This window comes from Mycobacterium sp. SMC-4, assembly GCF_050205565.1.
Classification (GTDB): Bacteria; Actinomycetota; Actinomycetes; order Mycobacteriales; family Mycobacteriaceae; genus Mycobacterium.
The window spans coordinates 160,607-183,753 of record NZ_JBNMQU010000002.1 but is presented as its reverse complement, the minus strand read 5'-3'; the positions used below and the strand labels follow the sequence as shown (position 1 = coordinate 183,753).

Here is a 23,147-nt window from a genome sequence, read left to right as displayed (position 1 = left end):
TGAGGTGCAGCGACGAATCATGGGCATCGAGACAGAATTCGGTGTCACCTGCACGTTCCACGGCCATCGCCGGCTGAGTCCCGACGAGGTCGCCCGGTACCTGTTCCGCCGGGTGGTGTCGTGGGGCCGCAGTTCGAACGTCTTCCTCCGTAACGGTGCGCGGCTGTATCTCGACGTCGGCAGCCACCCCGAGTACGCGACCGCCGAGTGTGACAACCTCGCCCAGCTGGTCACCCACGACCGCGCAGGTGAGCGGGTCCTGGAGGATCTGCTGATCGACGCCGAGCAGCGCCTGGCCGACGAGGGCATCGGCGGTGACATCTATCTGTTCAAGAACAACACCGACTCTGCCGGCAACTCCTACGGCTGCCACGAGAACTACCTGATCGTGCGGGCCGGCGAATTCTCCCGCATCTCCGACGTGTTGCTGCCGTTCCTGGTCACCCGCCAGTTGATCTGCGGCGCGGGCAAAGTGCTGCAGACGCCCAAGGCGGCCACGTTCTGCCTGAGCCAGCGTGCCGAGCACATCTGGGAGGGCGTGTCCAGCGCGACCACGCGGTCGCGTCCGATCATCAACACCCGCGACGAGCCGCACGCCGACGCCGAGAAGTACCGGCGCCTGCACGTCATCGTCGGCGACTCGAACATGAGCGAGTCCACCACGATGCTCAAGGTCGGTTCGGCGTCGCTGGTGCTCGAGATGATCGAGGCCGGGGTGGCGTTCCGCGACTTCTCCCTGGACAACCCGATCCGCGCCATCCGCGAGGTCAGCCACGACCTGACCGGGCGCCGGCCGGTGCGCCTGGCCGGCGGACGGCAGGCCAGCGCGCTCGACATCCAACGTGAGTACTACTCGCGCGCGGTGGAATATCTGCAGACCCGCGAGCCGGACCCGCAGATCTCCCAGGTGGTCGACCTGTGGGGCCGCCAGCTCGACGCGGTGGAGAGCCAGGACTTCGCCAAGGTGGACACCGAGATCGACTGGGTGATCAAACGCAAGCTGTTCCAGCGCTACCAGGACCGCTACAACATGGAGCTGTCGGATCCCAAGATCAGCCAGCTCGACCTCGCCTACCACGACATCAAACGCGGGCGCGGCGTGTTCGATCTGTTGCAGCGCAAGGGTCTTGCTGCTCGCATCACCACCGACGAGGAGATCGAGGCGGCGGTCAACACCCCGCCGCAGACCACCCGGGCGAAGTTGCGGGGCGAGTTCATCAGCGCCGCGCAGGAAGCCGGCCGCGACTTCACCGTCGACTGGGTGCATCTGAAGCTCAACGACCAGGCTCAACGCACCGTGCTGTGCAAGGATCCGTTCCGCTCGGTCGACGAACGGGTCAAGCGCCTCATCGCCAGTATGTGAGTTGCCCGACGCGCGGTATGGGCGTCATGCGTCGGTGCCAACCCGCTCTAAGCTCGTAGCCGTGGCGGTTTCCAAAGTCGAACGGTTGATGAACCTGGTCATCGCGCTGCTGTCCACACGCACCTTCATCACGGCCGACCGGATCCGCGAAACCGTGTACGGCTACAGCGAAACCGCCAGCGACGACGCGTTCTCGCGGATGTTCGAGCGTGACAAGAACGAGTTGCGTGACCTGGGCATCCCATTGGAGACCGGGCGGGTCTCGATGAGCGATCCGACGGAGGGCTACCGGATCAACCGCGAGGCGTACGCGCTGCCGCCGGTCCGGCTGACCGCCGACGAGGCGGCCGCCGTCGCCGTGGCAACGAAGCTGTGGGAGTCACCGGAGCTGATCACCGCCACCCAGGGGGCGCTGCTGAAGCTGCGCGCGGCCGGGATCGACATCGACGCCGCCGACGACCTCGGCGTGATGATCACCTCGACCGGCGCGCTGCCCGGCCTGCGGGGCTCGGAAGACGTGTTGGGAACCCTGTTGTCGGCCATCGCTTCCGGGCACGCGGTGCAGTTCCCGCACCGTTCGTCGCGCAGCGAACCGTACGCCACGCGCACGGTCGAACCCTGGGGTGTGGTCACCGACAAAGGCCGCTGGTATCTGGTGGGCCACGACCGCGACCGCGACGCGGTGCGCACGTTCCGGCTCTCCCGCATCGGCGCCGAGGTCACGCTGATCGGTGACGCGGGCGCGGTCACCAAGCCCGACGACGTCGACCTGCGAGAGATCCTGGCGCGGGTCGTCGGGGAGTGGCCCGACGCCGGCGACGCCCGGATCTGGGTGGCCGCCGACCGTGCGTTGGCGCTGCGCCGCCGCGCGACTGCGGTGACCCCGCGCACCCTCGGGGGCCGCGAGGGCGACGAACTGACCGTCGAGGTGGGGATGTTCGACCGCCTCGCCCGCGAGGTCGCCAGCTACGGCGCCGATGCGATCGTGCTGGAACCCCAACCGTTGCGCAGCGACGTGATCGGCCGGTTGCGCGCGCAGGCGGAGGTGAACGCATGACAACATCGGTGAGCACCCGGCTGGTGCGGTTGCTCAACATGGTCCCGTATTTCCAGGCCAACCCGCGCATCACCTACGCCGAGGCCGCCGCGGATCTCGGTGTCACCGTCAAACAGCTGCGCGACGACCTCAACCAACTGTGGATGTGTGGCCTGCCCGGCTACGGACCGGGCGACCTGATCGACTTCGAGTTCTCCGACGACACCATCGAGGTCACCTTCACCGCGGGGATCGACCACCCGTTGCGGCTCACCTCGCCGGAGGCCACCGGTGTGCTGGTCGCGCTGCGGGCGCTGCTCGACGTACCCGGCATGGTCGACCCCGAGGCCGCGCGCAGCGCGATCGCCAAGATCGAGTCCGCCGCCGGGCACGCCGGCCATCACGTCGAGGGCGCCGCCGTCGACGAGCCCGCCCCGATCGAAAGCGACGCCGCGGCCGCGGTGCGCACCGCCGTCCGCGCCGACAAGGCACTGGCCCTGGAGTACTACTCGGCCTCCCACGACATGCTGTCGAGCCGGATCGTCGACCCGATCCGCGTGCTGCTGGTCGCCGACCACAGCTACCTGGAGGCCTGGTGCCGCACCGCAGAAGGTGTGCGGCTGTTCCGCTTCGACCGCATCGTCGACGCCCGCGTCCTCGACGAGCCGGCGGCACCGCCGCCACCGGCAGTGCAGGCCGAGCCCGACACCTCGCTGTTCGACCCCGACACCGCCGACCCTTCGCTGCCGACGGCCACGCTGCGGGTCAGCCGGTCGGCAGCCTGGATGTTCGACTACTACCCGTTGCGGGTGCTGCACGAGCATCCCGACGGCTCGTGCGACGCGGCCATGACCTACGCCTCCGACGACTGGATGTCGCGGTTCGTGCTGGGCTTCGGTTCGGCCGTACAGGTGCTCGAGCCGCAGCCGCTGGCCGAACGGGTGCGCGCCGCGGCGGTCGCGGCCTTGGCGGCCTATGAAGCCAGCGAGAACGCCACAACCGAGTAGACTCGGCCCAGACGTCTGGAGGTAACGAAATTGGGTGGTCTCTCACCTTGGCACTGGGCCATCGTCATCGCCGTGTTCGTGCTGCTCTTCGGTGCCAAGAAGCTCCCGGACGCAGCGCGCTCACTCGGCAAGTCGATGCGCATCTTCAAGTCCGAGATCAAGGAAATGCAGGCCGAGTCCAAGTCGGATTCGCCGACGCAGATCACGTCCGAGCGGGTTCCCGACGGCACCGCCGCGCCGGCGCCGTCTGAGGCATCCCCGGACCAGCGTTCAGCCTGACCGGCTCGTCTCGCACGCCGCGGTCTGCGCCGCGGCGGTGATCACGCGCCTGTGAGCAGCAGCTAACCGACTGCCGTGCAGATCCCCGGATTGTTCAAGAAGCTCGACCCGCGTCAGCGACGTTCACGGGTCAACCCCGACGGCACCATGTCGCTGGTCGAGCACCTCACCGAGCTGCGGACCCGCCTTCTCTTGGCGGTCCTCGCCGTTCTGGTCACCACCGTGCTCGGTTTCCTGTGGTACGGCCACGGTTTCCTCGGCCTGCCCAGCCTCGGTGACTGGCTGCGTGGACCTTACTGCGCGCTACCGGACGCCTCGCGCGCCTCCATCACGCCGGACGGGGAATGTCGGCTGTTGGCGACCGCGCCGTTCGACCAGTTCATGCTGCGCCTCAAGGTGGGGTTGACGGCCGGCATCGTGATGGCGTGCCCGGTGTGGCTGTACCAGCTGTGGGCGTTCATCACGCCGGGCCTGTACGCGAAGGAACGACGGTTCGCGGTCGCCTTCGTCACCGTCGGCGCGATGCTGTTCGTCGCCGGGGCGGTGCTGGCGTACGTGGTGTTGTCCAAGGCGTTGGGGTTCTTGTTGACCATCGGCAACGACGTCCAGGTGACGGCGCTGTCCGGCGAGGAGTACTTCGGGTTCCTGATCAACCTGCTGTTGGTCTTCGGGATCAGCTTCGAGTTCCCGCTGCTGATCATCATGCTCAACCTCGTCGGGGTGCTGACCTACGAACGGCTCAAGGCCTGGCGGCGCGGTCTAATCATGGGTGTGTTCGTCTTCGCCGCGTTCGCCACGCCGGGTTCTGATCCGTTCTCGATGTTGGCGCTGGCGTTGGCCATCACGGCGTTGATGGAGTTCGCCATCCAGATCGCCCGCCTGTCCGACAAGAGCAAGGCGCGCCGCGCGGCGTTGGATTCGGTCTCCGACGACGCGGCCGCGCCGATCGGTTCGGCCGAACCGATCGAGGCGCCGTCTGCGGTGCCCGCCCCGTCCCGACTGGTGGTCGATGACGACGCGACCTGATCCGGTGCCGGCGCAGCCGCAGATCGACGCGTTCACCACCCACCTGTCTTTCGCCCTCGACGATTTCCAGCGCCGCGCCTGCGAGGCCTTGGCCTACGGGCACGGCGTGCTGGTGTGCGCGCCCACCGGCGCCGGCAAGACTGTGGTGGGGGAGTTCGCCGTCCATCTGGCGCTGGCGGCCGGCGGCAAGTGTTTCTACACCACGCCGATCAAGGCGTTGAGCAACCAGAAGCACGCCGACCTGGTCCGCCGCTACGGCCCCGAACGGATCGGCCTGCTCACCGGGGACCAGGCGATCAACGGCGACGCCGACGTCGTGGTGATGACCACCGAAGTGCTGCGCAACATGCTCTACGCGGATTCCCCTGCGCTGCGCGGACTTTCGTATGTCGTGATGGACGAGGTGCACTTCCTGGCCGACCGCATGCGCGGCGCGGTGTGGGAAGAGGTGATCCTGCACCTGCCCGAAGAGGTGCGGCTGGTGTCGCTGTCGGCCACGGTCAGCAACGCCGAGGAGTTCGGCGGCTGGATCCAGACCGTGCGCGGCGACACCACCGTGGTCGTCGATGAGCACCGACCCGTGCCGCTGTGGCAGCACGTATTGGTCGGCAAGCGGTTGCTCGACCTGTTCGACTACCGGGGCGCCGAGGCGGCTGCGTCGACACGCGACGCGGTGGTCGACCCGGAGTTGTTGCGTCACATAGCGCATCGTCGGGAGGCAGACCGCATGGCCGACTGGCAGCCGCGCGGCCGGGGCCGCCCGGGCCGGCCCAGCATCTACCGCACCCCCGGCCGCCCCGACGTCATCTCGGTGCTCGAACAGCGCAACCTGCTGCCGGCCATCACCTTCATCTTCTCCCGTGCTGGGTGCGACGCCGCGGTCAAGCAGTGCCTGCGGTCGAACCTGCGACTGACCACCGACTCCGAGCGCCGCCGGATCGCCGAGGTCGTCGACCGCCGCACCGCTGATCTCAACGACACCGATCTGGTGGTGCTCGACTTCCACGAGTGGCGGGAGGGTCTGCTGCGCGGGTTGGCCGCGCACCACGCCGGCATGCTGCCGACGTTCCGCCACACCGTCGAGGAACTCTTCACCGCGGGTCTGGTCAAAGCCGTCTTCGCCACGGAGACACTGGCGTTGGGTATCAACATGCCCGCACGCACCGTGGTGCTCGAGCGGCTGGTGAAGTTCAACGGCGAACAGCACATGCCGTTGACGCCGGGGGAGTACACCCAGCTCACCGGCCGGGCGGGCCGCCGCGGCATCGACGTGGAGGGTCACGCCGTCGTGCTGTGGAACCCGGACGTCGACCCGGCCGAGGTCGCCGGGCTGGCCTCGACGCGGACATTCCCGCTGCGCAGCTCGTTCGCCCCGACCTACAACATGACGATCAACCTGGTCCACCAGATGGGGCCGCAGCAGGCTCACCAGTTGTTGGAGCGGTCTTTCGCGCAGTACCAGGCCGACCGGTCGGTCGTCGGCCTGGTGCGCGGCGTCGAACGCGGCGATCGGATGATGAAGCAGTTGGCCGCCGAGTTCGGTGGACCTGATTCGCCGATTCTGGACTATGTGCGGCTGCGCACGCAGATCGCCGCGCGGGAGAAGTCGCAATCGCGGGCGTCGCGGCTGCAGCGCCGCCAAGCCGTCAACGACGCGCTGACCGCCCTGCGCCGCGGCGACATCATCAACATCAATCAGGGCAAACGCGGCGGTCTGGCCGTCGTGCTCGAACCCGCCCGCGACGATGACGACCCCCGACCGCTGGTGCTGTCCGAACACCGCTGGGCGGGCCGGATCTCGTCGGCCGACTATACGGGTGGAGCGCCGCCGCTGGGCAGGATGACGTTGCCCAAGCGGGTCGAGCACCGCAATCCGCGTGCCCGGCGGGATCTGGCGTCGGCGCTGCGGTCGGCGGCCGCCGGGCTGGATGTGCCGTCGGCGCGGGCCCGGCGCAGTGGCCCTGCGCCGGACCCGGACGTCGACCCGGAGCTGGCGGCGCTGCGCGAGCGCATGCGCAACCATCCGGCGCACCGGTTGTCGGACCGGGAGGAACGGGCGCGCACCGTGGAGCGCTACCTGCGGATCGAGCGCGACAATGCGCAGTTGCGCAAGAAGATCGAGTCGGCCACCAACTCGCTGGCCCTGACCTTCGACCGGATCGTGGTCCTGCTGACCGAACGCGGCTACATCGCCGCAGACGGCGACACGCCGACGGTGACCGATGCCGGGCGACTGCTGTCGCGCATCTACAGCGAGAGCGACCTGCTGGTGTCGGAATGCCTGCGGGCCGGGGTGTGGGACGACCTGGATCCGGCCGAGCTCGCGGCGGCGCTGTCGGCGGTGGTCTACGAGTCCCGCCGGGACGGTCAACCCAACGACGCCGGGGACGTGCCGACGGGCCGATTGCGCCGGGCGCTGAACCAGACCCGCCGGTTGTGGGCCGAAGTCCGCAGCGACGAACAACGCCATCGCATCGCCCAGAGCCGCGAACCCGACGACGGCTTCGTCGCGGCGATCTACCGGTGGGCCCGCACCGGGGATCTCGCGACCGCGCTCGCCGCCTCCGACACGGCCGGCACCGGCTCGTACATGTCGGCCGGCGACTTCGTCCGGTGGTGCCGCCAGGTGCTCGATCTCGCTGATCAGGTCCGCGGTGCGGCGCCCACACCGGCGTTGCGGGCAACCGCGAAACGCGCGATAAACGACGTCCGGCGCGGCGTCGTAGCTGTTGATGCCGGGTAGGGTGTGGCCCAGCAGGCACGGCACGACCAAGGAGAGAAATGAGCGGACCGCAGGGACCTGACCCGACGCAGCCGTGGCCGGGTCAACAGCCTGACTCGGGCGCGGACCAGCCGTCGGGCGACGCCGCCGCCAACCAGGGATGGCAGCCGCCGTCCGGGTCGGAGCAGGCGCAGGTGCCCGGTGCCGAGCAGCCGCAGTGGCAGCCCCCGGCCTACACACCGCAGCAGTATCCGCAGTACCAGCAGCCGCAGTCGTACCCGCCGCAGTATCAGCCGACCGAGCAGTACGGTCAGCAGCCGCCGCCGGAGTACAACCCCGCCGGCTACCCGCCGCCGGGCCAGTACGGTCAGCCCGGTGCGTACGGCCAGCCGTATGGACAGCCCTACGGACAGCAGCCCGGCCAGTTCGGGCAGCAGCCGGGCCAGTTCGGTCAGTACCCGGGATATCCGCAGCCCGGCGGCGAGGACGGCAAGAAGCGGTCGATGGCGGTCGTCGGCACCGTCATCGGCGCGCTGGTGGGCCTCATCGTGATCGCCGTGTTGGTCATGGGGTTCTGGAAGCCCGGCTTCTTCGTCACCACCAAACTCGACATCGGGGCCGCCGAGCAGGGGGTCCAGCAGATCCTGACCGACGAGACGAACGGCTACGGCGCCAAGAACGTCAACGACGTGAGCTGCAATGGCGGTGTCAGCCCGACGGTCCGCAAGGGTGACACCTTCGACTGCGAGGTCAGCATCGACGGCACCAAGCGTCAGGTCACCGTGACGTTCCAGGACGACGACGGCACCTACGAGGTCGGCCGCCCCAAGTAGCCCCTCAGCCGGGCAGCTTGTCCAGCGCGGCCTGCAGTCGCCCGATCGACGACGACACGCCGTAGCGTTCGGCGAGTTCGACGACTTTGCGGGGGTGGCGCGCGGCCAGCGGCAGCGCGTCGCTGTCGGTGGAGAAGTCCACCGCGCAGTCGGTGGCCACCCGCACCACCCGGGTGGCCGCCGCGATGTAGTCCGCGGCGCTGCGCAGTTTGGTCCGGTGCGACTTCGACAGCTTCGAGCGGGGGTCCTCGGCGGCGGCCAGGATCTGCTCCAGCGACCCGTAGCCGGCCAGCAGGGACGCCGCGGTTTTCTCTCCGATACCGGCCACCCCGGGCAGCCCGTCACTGGGATCGCCGCGCAGCAACGCCAGTTCCGCATACGCCGGTCCGGCTCGGTCGACGGGCACGCCGTAGGTCTCGGCCACCTCGGCCGGACCCCATTTGGTGGCCTTGGCCAGTCCGCGACCCAGGTACAGCACCCGCACCGGCACCGGCTCGTCGCGCACCAGCTGGAGCAGGTCGCGGTCCCCGCTGACGACGACGACCGGGTCGCGCTGCTCGCGTTCGGCGAGCGTGCCGAGCACGTCGTCGGCCTCGTGGTGGGCGGCACCGGCCGTGGCGATGCCGAACGCGTCGAGGATCTCGAAGATCATGTCGACCTGAGGGGTCAGGTCGTCGGGCACTTCCTCGACGTCGGGCTCCTCGGCCGGGTGCTCCTCGACCACCCGGTGGGCCTTGTAGGACGGGATCAGGTCGACCCGCCACTGCGGGCGCCAGTCGTCGTCGCGGCACACCACCAGGCGGTGCGGCTGTTCGCGGCTGATGACGGTGGCGACCGCGTCGAGGAAGCCGCGCAGCGCGTTGACCGGTCGACCGTCGGGGGCGGTGATCGACGACGGGACACCGAAATAGGAGCGGAACCACATGCTTGCGCCGTCGAGGAGCACCAGGGGAGCTGTCACGCCGCCATCCTGCCAGGCGCCCTCTCTTCGCGAGCAGACGCAAACTCGCACCAATTCCCGGAGGTGCGTGCGAGTTCCTGTCTGCTCGCGAAGCTGACTAGCCTTGATCGCATGTCCGACGGTCGCTTCAGCACTGACGTCTACGCCCACCGGATGGCCGCCGCCGTCCGCGCCGCCGAAGAGGCCGGGCTGACCGGTCTGGTCCTGACACCCGGTTATGACCTGCGCTACCTCACCGGATCGCGCGCGCAGACCTTCGAGCGGCTGACGGCACTCGTGCTGCCCGCCGACGGCGACCCGACCATCGTGGTGCCGCGGCTGGAGCTCGCCGCGCTCAAGGAGTCCGCGGTCACCGAGCTCGGGATCGCGGTGCGCGACTGGGTCGACGGCGACAACCCCTACGCCCTGGTCGCCGACGCGTTCGGCGGCGTCGCGCAGCCGTCCGTGGCGGTCACCGAGTCGATGCCGGCTCTGCACCTGCTTCCGCTGGCCGACACGCTCGGCACGGTGCCGGTTCTGGCGACCGACGTGCTGCGCACACTGCGCATGGTCAAAGACGACGCCGAGATCGACGCACTGCGTGCCGCCGGCGCAGCCATCGACCGCGTGCACGCCCGCGTGCCCGAGTTCCTTGTGCCCGGTCGAACCGAAGCCGACGTGGCCGCCGACATCGCCGAAGCCATTGTCGCCGAAGGTCATTCAGAGGTCGCGTTCATCATCGTCGGGTCCGGCCCCCACGGTGCCGACCCGCACCACGAATGCTCCGACCGCCAGCTGCGCGAAGGCGACATCGTCGTGGTCGACATCGGCGGCCCCTACGGTGCCGGCTACAACTCCGACTGCACCCGCACCTACAGCATCGGTGAACCCGACGACGAGATCCGCCGCCGCTACGCCGTGCTCGAGACGGCGCAGCGCACCGCGGTGGACGCGGTACGTCCCGGGATCACCGCGGAACAGGTCGACGCCGCCGCCCGCGACGTGCTGGCCGAGGCCGGCCTGGCCGAGGCGTTCGTGCACCGCACCGGCCACGGCATCGGGCTGTCGGTGCACGAGGAGCCCTACATCGTGGCGGGCAATACGCTTCCGCTGCAGCAGGGCATGGCGTTCTCGGTGGAGCCGGGCATCTACTTCCCCGGCGAGTGGGGCGCCCGCATCGAGGACATCGTGATCGTCACCGCCGACGGTGCCGAACCGGTGAACACCAGGTCACACGAGCTCACTGTCGTGCCGGTGCGCTGACTCCTCAGCTCTCGCCGCGGTCGAGCAGACTCGACGACCCGAGCACCCGCTCGATCTTGACTTCGATCACGACGCGTTTGGGGTTCGGCCGCGGGGTGCGGTAGCGCTGCGCGTAGCGAAGTTCGGCGTCGCGCACCGACTCGGCGTCCGTACGCACAGTCGACTTGCCTTCCAGCGACAGCCACCGCGCACCGTCGACCTGGCTGAGCACCGCGACCCCGCGGTGCTCGGCGTTGACGGCTTTCTGCGAGCCCCCGCTGGTGATCACCCGAGCGATGTGAGTCGCCGGGTCGAAGGTGAACCCGACCGCCACGACGTGCGGCGACCCGTCGCCGCGGAGGGTCGTGAGCATGGCGAGGTGCCGCTCGCTGAGGAAGGTCAACGCGTCGTCAGTCAGCTTGGTGGTCGGCTTGCGACCGGATGTGGCCATCGACCCCACGCTAGCGCAGGCGATAATCGCAGCCGTGGATGACACGGTGGACGCCCCGGTCGTGATCTTCGGCGGACGCAGCGAGATCGGTGCCGAACTCGCACAACGCCTGGCCCGCGGTGTTCCGGTGATCTTGGCGGCGCGCCGCGCCGACGACCTCGATGCCCAGGTCGCCGCCGTGCGGCAGGCCGGCGCGACGGCCGTGCACACCGTCGAGTTCGACGCCGACGACCTGGGTTCGCACGCGGAGGTGGTCGATGCTCTCGTGGCCCGCCACGGACCGATCGGTACCGCCGTGCTGGCGTTCGGCATCCTCGGCGACCAGGCCCGCGCCGAGCGGGATCCGCTGCACGCCGCGGCGATCGTGCACACCGACTTCGTCGCCCAGGTGAGTCTGCTGACGGTGCTGTCCGACCGGATGCGCGCTGCGGGCCGGGGCTCGCTGGTGGTGTTCTCGTCGGTGGCCGGCGTGCGGGTGCGGCGCGCCAACTACGTCTACGGGTCGGCCAAGGCCGGATTGGACGGGTTCTGCAACGGGTTGGCCGACGCACTGCACGGTTCCGGGGTCAGGCTGCTGGTGGTGCGTCCGGGCTTCGTGGTCGGTCGGATGACCGCGGGGATGTCGCCGGCGCCGTTCTCGTCGACGCCGGGCCAGGTGGCCGACGCCGCCGCGCGGGCGCTGCGCGGCGGCCGCGCCGAGGTGTGGGTGCCGTGGATCCTGCAGCCGGTTTTCGCCGGCATGAAGCTCCTTCCGCGGCCGGTCTGGCGGAGGCTGCCGCGGTGAGCCGGATGGCGGCGTCCCGCGACCGGTCACGTAGTGGTCGGTGACGAAGCCGGATACGACCTGACCAGGTCGATCGCTTCGAGCTCACGGATCGCGCGGCAGCCCCGGTGCAGCATGGTCAGCACCATCTCATCACCACGCTCGGTCGACGTCGCGAACGCGAAGCCGAGCGCGGTGATCAACGGCGCCTGGAACACGCCCAGACGGTAGTCCTGCCAACAGGTTTCGGCGTCATATCCGGTCACCCCGTGACGCAGCAGCGCCGCGTGGTAGCGGCCCACCAGGTCACGTTCCAGGGTGGCCCGGTCGTCGGGCAGCAGGCTGGTCGCGGTGAAGTACGCGAGGTCACGCGTCGGCAGACCCAGGCCCATCGTCTGCCAGTCGACGACCGTCACGCGGGTGCGCTGCGGATCGAACAGCATGTTGTCGAGGCGGTAGTCGCCGTGCATCAACGAGAAGCGGCGCGGTTCGGCCATCAGCCACTGGGTCACCAGGGCCATCGACGCTCGCAAGGTTTCCTTGTCGTCGTCGGAGATCGACTCGCCGAGCTTGTCGATCGTGATGTCGGCCGCCATCACCGCGACATCGCCGAGACCTTTGGCGGCCTGCTCGTCGCCTGGCTTCGGCATCACGATCGACGGCAGCTCAGCCCATTTCGACTCGCACCAGCTCGGCCCGTGTAACCCGGCCAGTGCTTCGACCGCCAGCTCCGCCTCCACAGAAGAGCAGCCGGCGATCTGGTCGCCCTGCACTGCCGGCGCCATATCGGCCAGCACCAACACGAAATCCTTGCCGTCGGTGGAGATGTCGCTGTGGTAGCAGTGCGGGACCGGCATTGCAAGCTGGGCACTGACCGCCGAGTAGAACTCGACCTCCGACAGATACCCCAGCGCCACCCGCTCGCGCACCTCGTCGTCCTGAGCCGGCAGCTTCACCGCGAAAGTCGCTGGGTGCGTGGAACTCTGGTCGGCATAGGTCGCCGTCACCCGGTAGGTGGCGCCGGTCTGGCCCGTGCCGATGGCCGCCACGTCCACAGTGGACACGTCGGTGCCGAGCACTGTGGCCAGCCAGGCGGGGGTGAGTTCGGTCGGGCTGCACGGGATCGTCACGATGTCCCTCTTTCCTGTTCTCCGGGGTCTCCCACAATGCCGTATATCGTTCGCAGCCACAGCGTTTCGGCGCCATCGAGCAGTTCTTCCCGCGACAGCCTGCCGCCGCGGGTGTGGCGTTCGAGCAATCGGTCGTTGAACTCCAACAGGATCGCGGCCAGCACCTCGGGCGGTGGGCCGGCCGGGGCGCGCCCGGCCTCGCGTTCGGCGGCGATCATCGACGCGACCCCGCCGATGAACGACTCCCTCGCGTCGTCCCACATCTGCCGGACCGCCGGACTGGCGGCTCGGGCTTCGAGCATGGCCTGCAGCAGATAGCGGTGCTGATCCACGGTACCCAGCAAGGCCTCGAGCATCGCGCGCACCCGCTGCCGAGGCGGCCGGGCGATGTCGGCCAGCAGATCGCCGGCCATGAACCCGTCGTCGTACATCGGTTCCAACAGCGCGGCCACCGCCGCGGCCTTGTTCTCGAAATAGAAGTAGAACGCCGACCGGGTCACGCCCGCGCGGCGGGTCACGTCGGCGATGTTGAGGCCGTCGAAGCCGGACTCGCGCAGGTGGTGATCGAGGGATTCCAGAATTGCGCCCCGCCGGAGGTCGCTCTTCTGCGGCTGGCGGCGGTCAGTGGGTGAGCGCGCGGGCACTCCTTGCGGCACCGCCGGACCTTAACCTGCGGTTCTGACGAGTGTCAACGATGCGAGACGCGCGTCAACCGTTCGGGTAGTGGCGCGGAGTGAACACCCGGTCGCGACCGCCGTCGCCCGCATGCCACCGGGTCTGCGACGAGCCGACGATCAACAGGCACCGCATGTCGACCTGGGCGGGGTCCAGGTCGCCCAGACGCACCACCTGCACCGACTCCGCGGGACCGGAGATGTCGCGACCGATGACCACCGGGGTGTTCGGATCGCGGTGGGCCAGCAGCAGGTCACGCATCGCGCCGACCTGCCAGGTGCGGGTCTTGGAGGCAGGGTTGTAGATGGCCAGCACCAGGTCGGCTTCGGCCGCCGCGCGCAGCCGCCTCTCGATGACCTCCCACGGCTTGAGCCGGTCTGACAGCGAGACCACCGCATAGTCGTGGCCCAGCGGGGCGCCGACCCGGCTGGCGACTGCCTGCGCCGCGGTCATCGCGGGAATGACCCGGACCTCCACCCCCGGCCACTGCTCGGCCTCCTCGAGGACCGCCGTGGCCATCGCGAACACCCCGGGGTCGCCGGACGACACCACCGCCACCGTGCGGCCCTGTTGAGCGAGCTCGCAGGCCAGCCGAGCGCGGGCGGGCTCGTCGGTGTTGTCGCTGGGATGGCGTTCCTGGCCCTCCCGGATCGCGACGCGGTCCAGGTAGGGGCCGTAGCCGATCAGGTCGGTCGCTGCGGCCAGCTCCCGACGGCACTGTGGGGTCATCCACTGCGTGTCGCCGGGACCGAGCCCGACGACGGCAACGGTGCCCGTGCCCGACGGCGCCGACGGGCTGCCCGTCAGCATCGTCAACGAGAAGTAGGGCACCGAGTCGTCGTCGACGTCGGCGGCGGACAGCACCTTCTGGCGGTCGGTGCTGGCCCGCTCGACGTAGAAGGCCTCATCAAGCCGCCCGGTGGCCGAAAGTGCTTCCCGGACACGGGGATAGGATCGGCCCAACTTGAGGATCACCGCCGCGTCGGTGTCGGCCAGCCGCCGCTCCAGTTCGTCGGTGGGAAGCGTGCCCGGCAGGATGGTCAGCACCTGCTCGCCCTGCACCAGCGGCGTCGCGACAGCCGCCGACGCCGCGCTGACCGACGTCACCCCGGGCACGATCTTGGCATCGAACCGCTGCGTCAACCGCGTGTGCATGTGCATGTAGGAGCTGTAGAACAGCGGATCGCCCTCGGCGAGCAGCGCGACATCACGTCCGGCCTCGAGGTGCGCGGCGATGCGGTCGGCGGCCTCGCGGTAGAAATCCTCCATCGCCCCGGCGTATCCGCCGGGGTGATCGGAGACCTCGGTAGTCACCGGGTAGACCAGGTGCTCTTCGATCTGGCCGTCGCGCAGATACGGCTCGGCGATCCCGCGGGCGATGCTGCGGCCATGCCGAGCGCTGTGATAGGCGACCACGTCGGCCGACGCGATCACCCGGGCGGCCTTGACCGTCACCAGTTCCGGATCGCCGGGACCGAGCCCGACACCCCACAGTGTTCCTCGCTGGGTTCCGTGCTGTTGGCTCATTCTTCTTCTGCTGCAATCGCATTGACCGCCGCGGCGGCCATGGCGCTCCCGCCGCGGCGACCGGTCACCACCAGATAGGACATTCCGCGCGGACGCGCGATCAACTCGTCTTTGGACTGCGCGGATCCGACGAACCCGACCGGCCCGCCCAAGACCGCCACCGGCGGGCGGACGCCTTCGTCGACGAGTTCGAGCAGCCGGAACAACGCGGTCGGCGCGTTGCCGACCGCGAACACCGCCCCGTCCATGCGGTCGGCCCACAGATCGACAGCGGCGGCCGAACGGGTGCTGCCCAGTTTCGCGGCCAGCTCCGGGGCACGCGGATCGGCCACCAGTGAGACGACCTCGTTGTCCGCGGGCAACCGCGAGCGGGTGATGCCTGCGGCGACCATCGAGGAGTCACACAGGATCGGCGCCCCGTCGCGCAGCGCGGTCTGCGCGCGGGTCACGACGTCGTCGGTGAAGGCCACGTGCTCGGCCACGTCAACCTGCCCACAGGTGTGGATCAGCCGGACCACCACGCGGGCCACGTCATCGGGGAATCGTGACAGGTCGGCTTCGTCGCGGATGGTCGCGAACGACTGCCGGTAGATCTCGGCGGCGTCGCGGGTGTAGTCGAGCACCTGCTCACCCTAGAGGTGGGCCGACAGGGGCCGGTAACCCTCTCCGGTGGCGAGGAGCACCTGCGCGGAAGCCGGACTGCCGCACGCCCGCTCGCACCCGACGTAGTGCCGGTGGGTCACCTCGGCGGCCACCGGCTCGTCGACCGCCGCCGCGGCGTCGGCGCGCACATCGGCAGCCGAGCGGGCGCAGCCCGGAATTCCGGTGCAGGCCGACACCCCCAGCCACGGGGAGTTCTCGTCGAACACCAGGCCCATCGGCGCCAGCACCCGCAACGCCGTGTCCGCGACATCCTCGTCGAGGTCGAACAGCAGCACCGAACGCCACGGCGTCACGGCCACCGGGGCGTCGACCGCGGCCAAAAACCGCGCCACCTGGGCGTCGAGGACCCCCAGCGGCACCGCGGCACCGAGCGTGACGCGTCCGTCGCGCTGCTCGATCCAGCCCACCGGAGGCCGAGTCCGCACCGGCCACGTCGCGCCGGATGGCGCGCTGGGCCGGTGGTCGGTCAGCAGCACCGCGGGATCGTCGAGTTCTGCCACGCGCCAGGCTTTTCCGCGCACATCGAGGAAGCGGTGGGCGAGATCGGTCAGCGCGGCGACCATGCCCGTGCAGGCCACACGCACCCCGGTGTCGCGCCCGCACAGCAGCACCGCCGCGGTGACCTCGTCGAGGACGTGCACTCCGACATCGGGAGCCAGTCCGGAGACGTCGCCGCGACCGTCGTCGAGACCGAACAGGAACCGTCCCGGCAGCTGCGCCAACCGTTCGTCGGCCCGGATCGCCGCATCCAACGCCGTGACCGCCGCCCGCACATCACCGACGCCGCCGGCGCGTCCGGACAGCGGCGAGGCGACGATGTTGCGGACCCGTTCGTGGGTCGGCGAGGGGAGCAGTCCGGCGGCGGCCAACGCGTCGGCGACGGCGCCGGTGTCGCGCACGCCGCGGATCTGCAGGTTGCCCCGCGAGGTCAGCTCCAGTGTGGAGGACCCGTGCTCGAGGGCCGCCAGGGCCATCGCTTCCAGTTGCGCAGCGGTCAGCATGCCGCCGGGCAGCCGTACGCGTGCCAATTCGCCGTCGGCGGCGGTGTGGGTCTGCAATGCGCCGGGGCAGGCGTCGTTCTCCCGCAATCTGGCCACCTGACCACGGTACTCGGGCGTCCAGCGACGAGCTGCCCCCGTTTCGGCTGAGTCAAGATCGGTAACCAGCGACGTCGTGGGACCGCTGTGGGATTACGTCGTCGCGCACTACCCGCAGCTGATCTTCGACTCCTACCAGCACGTCAGCGCGGTGGTGCAGAGCGTGCTGATCGCCACGGTCATCGGGGTGGCCGTCGGTGTCCTGACGTACCGCAACCCCACCGCGGCCAACCTGGCCACCGCGACTTCCAGCGTGATCCTGACGGTCCCGGCCTTCGCACTGTTGGGCCTGCTGATCCCACTGTTCGGTCTCGGGGTGGTCCCCAGTGTCGCGGCGTTGGTGCTCTACTCGCTGCTACCGATCATCCGGAACACCATCGTCGGTCTGGGCGCCGTGGATCCGGCGCTCACGGACGCGGCGCGGGGGATCGGCATGAGTCGCGTCGACACATTGCGCCGCGTGGAGCTGCGGCTGGTCTGGCCGTCGATCCTGTCGGCCATGCGGGTCAGCACCCAGATGGCGATGGGCGTGCTGGCCATCGCGGCCTACGTCAAAGGACCGGGCCTGGGCAACCTCATCTTCGCCGGGCTGGCGCGCGTGGGCAGCCCGACAGCGGTGCCGATGGCCCTGACCGGCACGTTGCTGATCGTCATCCTGGCGCTGTTGCTCGATGCCGTCCTGGTGCTCATCGGTCGGCTGACGACGTCGAAAGGCATTCGATGACAGAGCGATCCGGGGTTCGCATCGAACTCGACCATGTGTCCAAGGTGTACCCGGGCAGCGACCGGCCCGCCGTCGACGACGTGTCCCTGGACATTCCGGCCGGGGAGATCGTCGTGTTCGTCGGCCCTTCGGGGTGCGGCAAGACCACGATGATGCGGATGATCAACCGGCTGTCGGAGCCCACCTCCGGCCGGATCATGATCGGTGACCGTGATGCCCTGAGTATCAAGCCCACCGAACTGCGTCGCTCGATCGGCTATTCGATCCAGCAGGCCGGCCTGTTCCCGCACATGACCATCAGGCAGAACGTGGGACTGGTTCCCGGGCTGTTGAAGTGGGATCGCAAACGCATCGACGCGCGTGTCGACGAGCTGCTCGACATGGTCGGACTGGAGCCGGCGCAGTACGCCGACCGCTACCCGCGTCAACTGTCCGGAGGTCAGCAGCAGCGCGTCGGTGTGGCCCGGGCGTTGGCCGCAGACCCGCCGGTGCTTCTGATGGACGAACCGTTCGGCGCGGTCGATCCGATCACGCGCAGCTCGCTGCAGGACGAACTGCTCCAACTGCAAGCAGAGCTGCACAAGACCATCGTGTTCGTCACCCACGACTTCGGCGAGGCGGTCAAACTCGGCGACCGCATCGCCGTCCTGGGGCCCCGTTCCGCGGTGCTGCAGTACGACACCCCGCAGACGATTCTCGCCAGTCCCGCCGACGACACCGTCGCCGGCTTCGTCGGCTCCGGGGCGTCCCTGCGTCAGCTGGGTTTGGTGCGGATCAAAGAGATCGCGTTGCGCGACCACACCGCCGTGCACCGCAGTGACAGCGTCGAAGATGTCCGCCGCACGCTGGCGCAGAGCCCGTTCGACTGGGCGGTGATCCTCGACGAACGGGAACGGCCGGTGTCATGGGTGCGGCGCAGCCGCCTGGCACATGCGCGCACGCTGGCCGAGGCCGGCGAAGAACTCAGCGTGGTCAGCACGCAGTCGACACTCGAGGACGCGCTCGAGGCGATCCTGGCCGAGCAACACGCCTCGGCGGTGGTGGTCGGCGCGGGCGGCCGATACGTCGGCGTCGTCACGTTGGACACCCTCATCGACACCATCAGCCGCCTGCGCACCGAGGCCGAAGAGGCTGTCGCGCACCACCCGAACGGTCCGTCATGACCAGCGCGGTGCAGACTTCGAGCACCTCGATGACCGGCGCCGAACGGCTCCGGCTGCTCGTACAGCCGGTGCTCGTTGTGGGGGTTGCCGCAGCGGTGCTGTTTTGGGCGTTCAACCGGAATCTGACCGCGACGCAGCAGGAGAACATCAACCCTGCCAACGTGACCACGCTGATCTGGCAGCATCTGCTGATCACCGTCGCGGTCACCGCGATCGTGGTGACCGTCGGGGTGCCGCTCGGGGTGCTGGTCACCCGTCCCTGGGCGAAGGTGCTGCGGCCGGTGTTCATCGGGATCGCCAACGTCGGCCAGGCGGCGCCGGCCATCGGTCTGCTCGTGCTGTTGTTCCTCGTCACCGCCAAGACCGGATTCTGGATCGGCGTGCTGCCCATCGCGCTGTACTCCCTGCTGCCCGTGCTGTCGAGCACCATCCTCGGCCTGGACCAGGTCGATCGGGCGATGCTCGATGCCGGTCTGGGACAGGGGATGTCGCGAACGGCGCTGCTGGCGCGGGTCGAGCTGCCGCTGGCGGTGCCTTACATTCTGGCGGGCCTGCGCACGTCGCTGGTCATCGCGGTGGGCACGGCGACGCTGTCGTTTCTGGTCAATGCCGGTGGTCTGGGCATCCTCATCGACACCGGATACAAGTTGCAGGACAACGTGACGCTGATCCTCGGCAGCGTCCTCGCCGTCTGCCTGGCGCTGTTGGTCGACTGGGCCGGCGGTCTGGCCGAATTCTTCCTCAGCCCCAAGGGGTTGCGGTGAGGACCCGCCTCGTGGCCGCCGCGGTGGCGGTCGCCATCTGCTGGGTGTTGGCCGGTTGCGGACTGGGGGCGGGCAGCGCGGTGCCGCTGCGCGTGGGTCCCGGGTCGATCGAACCCGAACCCGCGCTGCAGGGGGTACCGATCACCGTCGGCTCCAAGGAGTACACCGAGCAGGTGATCATGGGCTACATCCTGCAGTTCACGCTCGCCGCGGCCGGTGCCGACGTGCGTGACCTGACCGGCATCGTGGGCTCGCGCAGCACCCGGGAGGCGCAGCTGTCCGGCCAGGTCGACGTCGCCTACGAGTTCACCGGGAATGCGTGGATCAACTACCTGGGGCACGAGAAGCCGATCCCCGACACCCGCGCCCAGTATGAGGCGGTGCGCGACGAGGATCTGGCGCGCAACGACATGGTCTGGCTGGAACCCGGGCCGATGGATGACACCTACGCGCTGGCGGCGAGCCCGGAAACCGTGCAGCGCACCGGTGTTCGTACGCTGTCGGACTACGCCGAGCTGGTCCGGCGTGACCCCGCTGCGGCACGCACCTGCGTCGACACCGAGTTCCGGGCCCGCCAGGACGGATTTCCCGGGATGGCCGCGGCCTACGGATTCGACCCCGCGCGGGCGCAGACTCCGATCCTGCAGGTGGGCATCATCTACCAGGCCACCGCCGACGGGACCCAGTGTGACTTCGGCGAAGTCTTCACCACCGACGGCCGCATCGCTGCTCTGGGCCTGACCGTTCTGGTCGACGACAAGCAGTTCTTCGCCCACTACAACCCGTCGGTCACCATGAAGCGGGCCTTCTTCGAGGCGCACCCCGAGATCGCCGACGTCACTGCGCCGGTCACGGCGGCACTGACCAACGACGCGATCATGGAGATGAACAAGCAGGTCGACGTCGAGGGCCGCGATCCCGCGATGGTCGCGCGGGACTGGATGGTGTCGGAAGGGTTCGTCACCGTCGACCAGTGATGCGTTGCATCACCCGGACCCAAGTGTGACCCCTGTCGCTGCGCGGCGCGGGCAGTTCCGCCACGCACATCTTGGGCACAGAACCCGGTACCGGCGGTACCGTTTTAGGTGTTGACCCGCTTACCTGCGGGCCCCTCGAAAGGACCTGCCATGTTGCCGATCGTTGTTTTCGCCGCGATCATCTTCGCGCTCGTCGCCGCCGTCGGGATGCCCTACGGGCAGACCTGGTACGCCCGCTGGAATCCACACCGCTGACGGACGTTCTCTCCGCGCGACTTTCGTACGGTACGAACGGGACTGACCGAGTGCCGCCGCGGGAGTTGGGTCGCCGGCCCGAGTCCACGCGGGGCACCTCGACGATCCGCACCAGCGGGGAACGGCATCGCCGAATTGCAGTGGCGCTCAAGACCACCGTCGACTACCTGTTTAGTTTCGCCGCATCGCGGGGACGGGCCACGCGGGACGGGCTCAAGCACTTCTCCTAGAAACCGCAGGCGATCTCGGAGATTGACGGATTTTTGTCGGTGCCGCTGAGTAGTGTCGGGTTTGTGTTCGAACGTGTGTGCGAGTTCTCTGATGCTGCTGGCGAGGCTGAGTTGCGTGCGGTGGTCCAGCGTTGTGAGGAACTCAAGGCTTACGCGGCGGCGGTGCAGGCGCGCGCGACGGCGTTGTGGGCGGCCAAGCGGCATGCTCGTGAGGAGGCCGACGGGGTGCCGAAAGCCAAGCGCGGCAAGGGGTTGAGCTCGGAGGTCGCGTTGGCCCGGCGGGAGGCGCCGGTGACCGGCAACCGGCACCTGGGCTTCGCCCGCGCGCTGGTGCACGAAATGCCTCACACGTTGGCGGCTTTGGAGTGCGGAGCGCTGTCGGAGTGGCGGGCGACGCTGATCGTGCGCGAGTCGGCGTGCCTGAGCCTCGAGGACCGTCGCCGGTTGGACGAGCAGTTGTGCGCTGATCTGTCGCGGCTGTCCGGGTGGGGCAACAAGCGGGTCGAAGCCGAGGCCAAACGCCTCACCGCGCGGCTGGATGCCGCCGCGGTGGTGGACCGCTCCAACAAGGTAGCTGCGGATTGCGCGGTCAGTTGCCGGCCGGCGCCCAACGGCATGGTGTATTTCACCGTGCGGCTGCCGCTGGCCCAGGGGGTCGGGCTCTACGCGGCGTGTAAACGGGCCGCCGACACCACCTTCGATGACCGCCCGCGCGGGCAGATCATGGCCGACACCGTCTACGAGCGGGTCACCGGCCGCGCGGCAGATGCGCCGGTGCCGGTGGCGCTGAACCTGGTGATGGCCGACACCACGCTGGCCGGCGACGACGACGAGCTGGGCTGGCTCGACGGCTACGGCCCGGTCCCGGCCGGGTTCTGCCGCGCGCTGGTTGGTGACGCCGCCCTGGATGCCGGCACGAAAGCCACCCTGCGCCGGCTGTATCGCCACCCGACCTCCGGGCAGCTGGTGGCCATGGAATCGAAGTCCCGGATCTTCCCCAAGGGTCTGGCGCGGTTCCTCGAGCTGCGCGATCAGACGTGTCGCACCCCGTACTGCGATGCCCCGATCCGCCATCACGACCACGCCAGGCCGGCCCGCGAGCACGGAGCGACCAGCGCGGTCAACGGGCTCGGGGAATGCGAAGCGTGCAACTACGCCAAAGAAGCCCCCGGCTGGCGGGTCACCACCGAGGATGCGGACGGCTCACACACCGCCGAATTCCGCACCCCCACCGGCGCGGTCTACCACTCGACCGCCCCACCACTGCCCGGACCACCGGTACGCCGACGCCTCAGCCTCATGGAAGGCCGACTCAGCATCGACCTGGTCACCTTCGACGCCGCTTAAAGTGGCGACATGACAGCCACCTTCGCCGAAGTCGCCAAGTCCGAGTACATCCTGTTGACCACGTTCACCAAGGACGGACGTCCCAAGCCGACGGCCATCTGGGCTGCGATGTCCGGCGATGGCTTGGTTGCGATCACGCAGGAGAAGTCATGGAAGGTCAAGCGTCTGCGCAACACGTCGCGGGTCACCATCGCACCGTGCGACCGGGCCGGAAAACCCAAAGGCGACGCGGTCGAGGCAACCGCACGCATCCTGGACAAGTCGGCCAACGGCGCCACTTACGATGCGCTCGGCAAGCGCTACGGCCTGCTCGGCAAGACCTTCAACTTCTTCTCCAAGCTGCGTGGCGGCATGGAGAAGAACGTCTCGATCGAGATCAAACCGGTGAACTGACGGGCGCACGTCCGCGCAGGAACCCGCAGCGGCCGCCGAGCGTTGGCACACTATGGCGATGAGGCTGTTCCTGATCTACGCGCTGGTCGAGCTTGCCGTCGTGGTGGCATTGGCATCGACCATCGGTTTCGGCTGGACTGTGCTGCTTCTCGCCGGCACATTCGCGCTGGGCCTGGCGCTCGCGGGCTCGCAGTTGCGCCGCCATATCCGTCGGCTGCGGTCTGGCCTGTCGCTCGCCGAAGCGCAGGGGGCCGTCACAGACAGCCTGCTGGTCGCACTCGGTACGGTGCTCGTCGTGATTCCCGGCCTCGCCAGTACCGTCTTGGGCGCCCTGCTGCTCCTGCCGCCCACCCGTGCCGCGGCACGTCCGCTCGTCACCGCGCTGGCCGCGCGCCGCGCACCGCTGATCGTTGGTGTGAGCACCATGGGCTCGACCGCTGCCCGCCGCACCGGGCGCGGGGACTACGTCGACGGCGAAGTGATCGACACCGTCGACCACCCGGTCGAGCAGCCACGTCTGCCGGAGTGAGCACCACCGCG

General features: G+C 69.1%; 24 protein-coding genes. 17 read left to right on the top strand and 7 right to left on the bottom strand.

The annotated features are described in order from the left end of the window. The first annotated feature begins 4 nt into the window (after positions 1 to 4). From pafA to ACQI46_RS05600, 7 genes are all read left to right on the top strand, one after another. Positions 5 to 1,363, top strand: a complete 1,359-nt coding sequence (gene pafA / locus ACQI46_RS05630) for a Pup--protein ligase (RefSeq protein WP_427092990.1) — start codon at positions 5 to 7, stop codon at positions 1,361 to 1,363. Between the two features lie 61 nt (positions 1,364 to 1,424). After that, positions 1,425 to 2,420 carry a helix-turn-helix transcriptional regulator gene (locus ACQI46_RS05625; RefSeq protein WP_427092989.1) on the top strand — a complete coding sequence of 332 codons (996 nt, stop codon included), beginning with the start codon at positions 1,425 to 1,427 and terminating at the stop codon, positions 2,418 to 2,420. Continuing rightward, complete coding sequence (locus ACQI46_RS05620; RefSeq protein ID WP_427092988.1) at positions 2,417 to 3,406, top strand: helix-turn-helix transcriptional regulator; 990 nt, start codon at positions 2,417 to 2,419, stop codon at positions 3,404 to 3,406. The genes ACQI46_RS05625 and ACQI46_RS05620 overlap by 4 nt, the downstream gene beginning before the upstream one ends. 30 nt (positions 3,407 to 3,436) lie before the next feature. Next, entirely contained in the window at positions 3,437 to 3,685 is a 249-nt protein-coding gene (gene tatA, locus ACQI46_RS05615) for a Sec-independent protein translocase subunit TatA (RefSeq protein WP_427092987.1), read from the top strand. A 75-nt stretch (positions 3,686 to 3,760) separates the two neighbouring features. After that, positions 3,761 to 4,711, top strand: a complete 951-nt coding sequence (gene tatC / locus ACQI46_RS05610) for a twin-arginine translocase subunit TatC (protein ID WP_427092986.1) — start codon at positions 3,761 to 3,763, stop codon at positions 4,709 to 4,711. Continuing rightward, positions 4,695 to 7,454, top strand: coding sequence for a DEAD/DEAH box helicase (locus ACQI46_RS05605; protein ID WP_427092985.1), 2,760 nt, complete (start codon positions 4,695 to 4,697; stop codon positions 7,452 to 7,454). Before tatC ends, ACQI46_RS05605 begins: the two co-directional genes overlap by 17 nt. A gap of 38 nt (positions 7,455 to 7,492) precedes the next feature. Then, the gene (locus ACQI46_RS05600; protein WP_427092984.1) at positions 7,493 to 8,266 is read left to right on the top strand and encodes a DUF4333 domain-containing protein; all 774 of its coding nucleotides are present in this window, start codon (positions 7,493 to 7,495) and stop codon (positions 8,264 to 8,266) included. Positions 8,267 to 8,270: 4 nt separating this feature from the next. On the opposite strand, the gene ACQI46_RS05595 is transcribed toward ACQI46_RS05600, so the two are convergent. Next, on the bottom strand, positions 8,271 to 9,227 hold the full coding sequence (locus ACQI46_RS05595) for a 5'-3' exonuclease (protein ID WP_427092983.1): 957 nt from the start codon (positions 9,225 to 9,227) through the stop codon (positions 8,271 to 8,273). A 111-nt stretch (positions 9,228 to 9,338) separates the two neighbouring features. Between ACQI46_RS05595 and ACQI46_RS05590 the strand changes: the two genes are divergently transcribed. Then, positions 9,339 to 10,469: a M24 family metallopeptidase gene (locus ACQI46_RS05590; RefSeq protein WP_427092982.1), complete on the top strand. Its 1,131-nt coding sequence runs from the start codon at positions 9,339 to 9,341 to the stop codon at positions 10,467 to 10,469. Between the two features lie 4 nt (positions 10,470 to 10,473). Here the strand turns inward: ACQI46_RS05590 and ACQI46_RS05585 are convergent, their stop codons facing one another. After that, complete coding sequence (locus ACQI46_RS05585; protein WP_427092981.1) at positions 10,474 to 10,899, bottom strand: F420-dependent biliverdin reductase; 426 nt, start codon at positions 10,897 to 10,899, stop codon at positions 10,474 to 10,476. A 34-nt stretch (positions 10,900 to 10,933) separates the two neighbouring features. On the opposite strand from ACQI46_RS05585, the gene ACQI46_RS05580 reads away from it, so the two are divergent. Next, on the top strand, positions 10,934 to 11,683 hold the full coding sequence (locus tag ACQI46_RS05580) for an SDR family NAD(P)-dependent oxidoreductase (RefSeq protein ID WP_427092980.1): 750 nt from the start codon (positions 10,934 to 10,936) through the stop codon (positions 11,681 to 11,683). A 26-nt stretch (positions 11,684 to 11,709) separates the two neighbouring features. On the opposite strand, the gene ACQI46_RS05575 is transcribed toward ACQI46_RS05580, so the two are convergent. From ACQI46_RS05575 to cobG, 5 genes are read right to left on the bottom strand one after another with little or no spacing between them, the layout of a single operon-like run. Beyond that, on the bottom strand, positions 11,710 to 12,792 hold the full coding sequence (locus ACQI46_RS05575; protein WP_427092979.1) for a phosphotransferase family protein: 1,083 nt from the start codon (positions 12,790 to 12,792) through the stop codon (positions 11,710 to 11,712). Beyond that, positions 12,789 to 13,448, bottom strand: a complete 660-nt coding sequence (locus ACQI46_RS05570; protein ID WP_427092978.1) for a TetR/AcrR family transcriptional regulator — start codon at positions 13,446 to 13,448, stop codon at positions 12,789 to 12,791. The genes ACQI46_RS05575 and ACQI46_RS05570 overlap by 4 nt, the downstream gene beginning before the upstream one ends. Positions 13,449 to 13,500: 52 nt before the next feature. Continuing rightward, entirely contained in the window at positions 13,501 to 14,994 is a 1,494-nt protein-coding gene (locus tag ACQI46_RS05565) for a precorrin-2 C(20)-methyltransferase (RefSeq protein WP_427092977.1), read from the bottom strand. After that, a complete protein-coding gene (locus ACQI46_RS05560; RefSeq protein WP_427092976.1) occupies positions 14,991 to 15,617 on the bottom strand; it encodes a precorrin-8X methylmutase in 627 nt (208 codons plus the stop codon). The genes ACQI46_RS05565 and ACQI46_RS05560 overlap by 4 nt, the downstream gene beginning before the upstream one ends. A 9-nt stretch (positions 15,618 to 15,626) precedes the next feature. Beyond that, on the bottom strand, positions 15,627 to 16,754 hold the full coding sequence (gene cobG / locus ACQI46_RS05555) for a precorrin-3B synthase (RefSeq protein ID WP_427092975.1): 1,128 nt from the start codon (positions 16,752 to 16,754) through the stop codon (positions 15,627 to 15,629). 76 nt (positions 16,755 to 16,830) lie between these two features. On the opposite strand from cobG, the gene ACQI46_RS05550 reads away from it, so the two are divergent. The 8 genes from ACQI46_RS05550 (at position 16,831) to ACQI46_RS05515 (ending at position 23,136) form a co-directional block, all read left to right on the top strand. Beyond that, positions 16,831 to 17,478, top strand: coding sequence for an ABC transporter permease (locus tag ACQI46_RS05550; protein WP_427092974.1), 648 nt, complete (start codon positions 16,831 to 16,833; stop codon positions 17,476 to 17,478). Then, complete coding sequence (locus tag ACQI46_RS05545; RefSeq protein ID WP_427092973.1) at positions 17,475 to 18,641, top strand: ATP-binding cassette domain-containing protein; 1,167 nt, start codon at positions 17,475 to 17,477, stop codon at positions 18,639 to 18,641. Before ACQI46_RS05550 ends, ACQI46_RS05545 begins: the two co-directional genes overlap by 4 nt. Next, positions 18,638 to 19,405, top strand: coding sequence for an ABC transporter permease (locus tag ACQI46_RS05540; RefSeq protein ID WP_427092972.1), 768 nt, complete (start codon positions 18,638 to 18,640; stop codon positions 19,403 to 19,405). The genes ACQI46_RS05545 and ACQI46_RS05540 overlap by 4 nt, the downstream gene beginning before the upstream one ends. Continuing rightward, the gene (locus ACQI46_RS05535; RefSeq protein WP_427092971.1) at positions 19,402 to 20,382 is read left to right on the top strand and encodes a glycine betaine ABC transporter substrate-binding protein; all 981 of its coding nucleotides are present in this window, start codon (positions 19,402 to 19,404) and stop codon (positions 20,380 to 20,382) included. The genes ACQI46_RS05540 and ACQI46_RS05535 overlap by 4 nt, the downstream gene beginning before the upstream one ends. A 305-nt stretch (positions 20,383 to 20,687) precedes the next feature. Continuing rightward, entirely contained in the window at positions 20,688 to 20,867 is a 180-nt protein-coding gene (locus tag ACQI46_RS05530) for a hypothetical protein (RefSeq protein ID WP_427092970.1), read from the top strand. A gap of 63 nt (positions 20,868 to 20,930) precedes the next feature. Further along, on the top strand, positions 20,931 to 22,214 hold the full coding sequence (locus tag ACQI46_RS05525) for a DUF222 domain-containing protein (RefSeq protein ID WP_427092969.1): 1,284 nt from the start codon (positions 20,931 to 20,933) through the stop codon (positions 22,212 to 22,214). Positions 22,215 to 22,223: 9 nt separating this feature from the next. Next, positions 22,224 to 22,607: a PPOX class F420-dependent oxidoreductase gene (locus tag ACQI46_RS05520; protein WP_427092968.1), complete on the top strand. Its 384-nt coding sequence runs from the start codon at positions 22,224 to 22,226 to the stop codon at positions 22,605 to 22,607. Between the two features lie 52 nt (positions 22,608 to 22,659). Next, a complete protein-coding gene (locus ACQI46_RS05515) occupies positions 22,660 to 23,136 on the top strand; it encodes an FxsA family protein (RefSeq protein ID WP_427092967.1) in 477 nt (158 codons plus the stop codon). Positions 23,137 to 23,147 lie beyond the last annotated feature (11 nt).

What these genes read in the sequence shown, in the direction of transcription:
- ACQI46_RS05620 (WP_427092988.1), top strand. Translation starts at nt 2,417, where the DNA reads ATGACAACATCGGTGAGCACCCGGCTGGTGCGGTTGCTCAACATGGTC.
- ACQI46_RS05605 (WP_427092985.1), top strand. Translation starts at nt 4,695, where the DNA reads ATGACGACGCGACCTGATCCGGTGCCGGCGCAGCCGCAGATCGACGCG.
- ACQI46_RS05600 (WP_427092984.1), top strand. Translation starts at nt 7,493, where the DNA reads ATGAGCGGACCGCAGGGACCTGACCCGACGCAGCCGTGGCCGGGTCAA.
- ACQI46_RS05590 (WP_427092982.1), top strand. Translation starts at nt 9,339, where the DNA reads ATGTCCGACGGTCGCTTCAGCACTGACGTCTACGCCCACCGGATGGCC.
- ACQI46_RS05585 (WP_427092981.1), bottom strand. Translation starts at nt 10,899, where the DNA reads ATGGCCACATCCGGTCGCAAGCCGACCACCAAGCTGACTGACGACGCG.
- ACQI46_RS05565 (WP_427092977.1), bottom strand. Translation starts at nt 14,994, where the DNA reads ATGAGCCAACAGCACGGAACCCAGCGAGGAACACTGTGGGGTGTCGGG.
- ACQI46_RS05545 (WP_427092973.1), top strand. Translation starts at nt 17,475, where the DNA reads ATGACAGAGCGATCCGGGGTTCGCATCGAACTCGACCATGTGTCCAAG.
- ACQI46_RS05540 (WP_427092972.1), top strand. Translation starts at nt 18,638, where the DNA reads ATGACCAGCGCGGTGCAGACTTCGAGCACCTCGATGACCGGCGCCGAA.
- ACQI46_RS05520 (WP_427092968.1), top strand. Translation starts at nt 22,224, where the DNA reads ATGACAGCCACCTTCGCCGAAGTCGCCAAGTCCGAGTACATCCTGTTG.
- ACQI46_RS05515 (WP_427092967.1), top strand. Translation starts at nt 22,660, where the DNA reads ATGGCGATGAGGCTGTTCCTGATCTACGCGCTGGTCGAGCTTGCCGTC.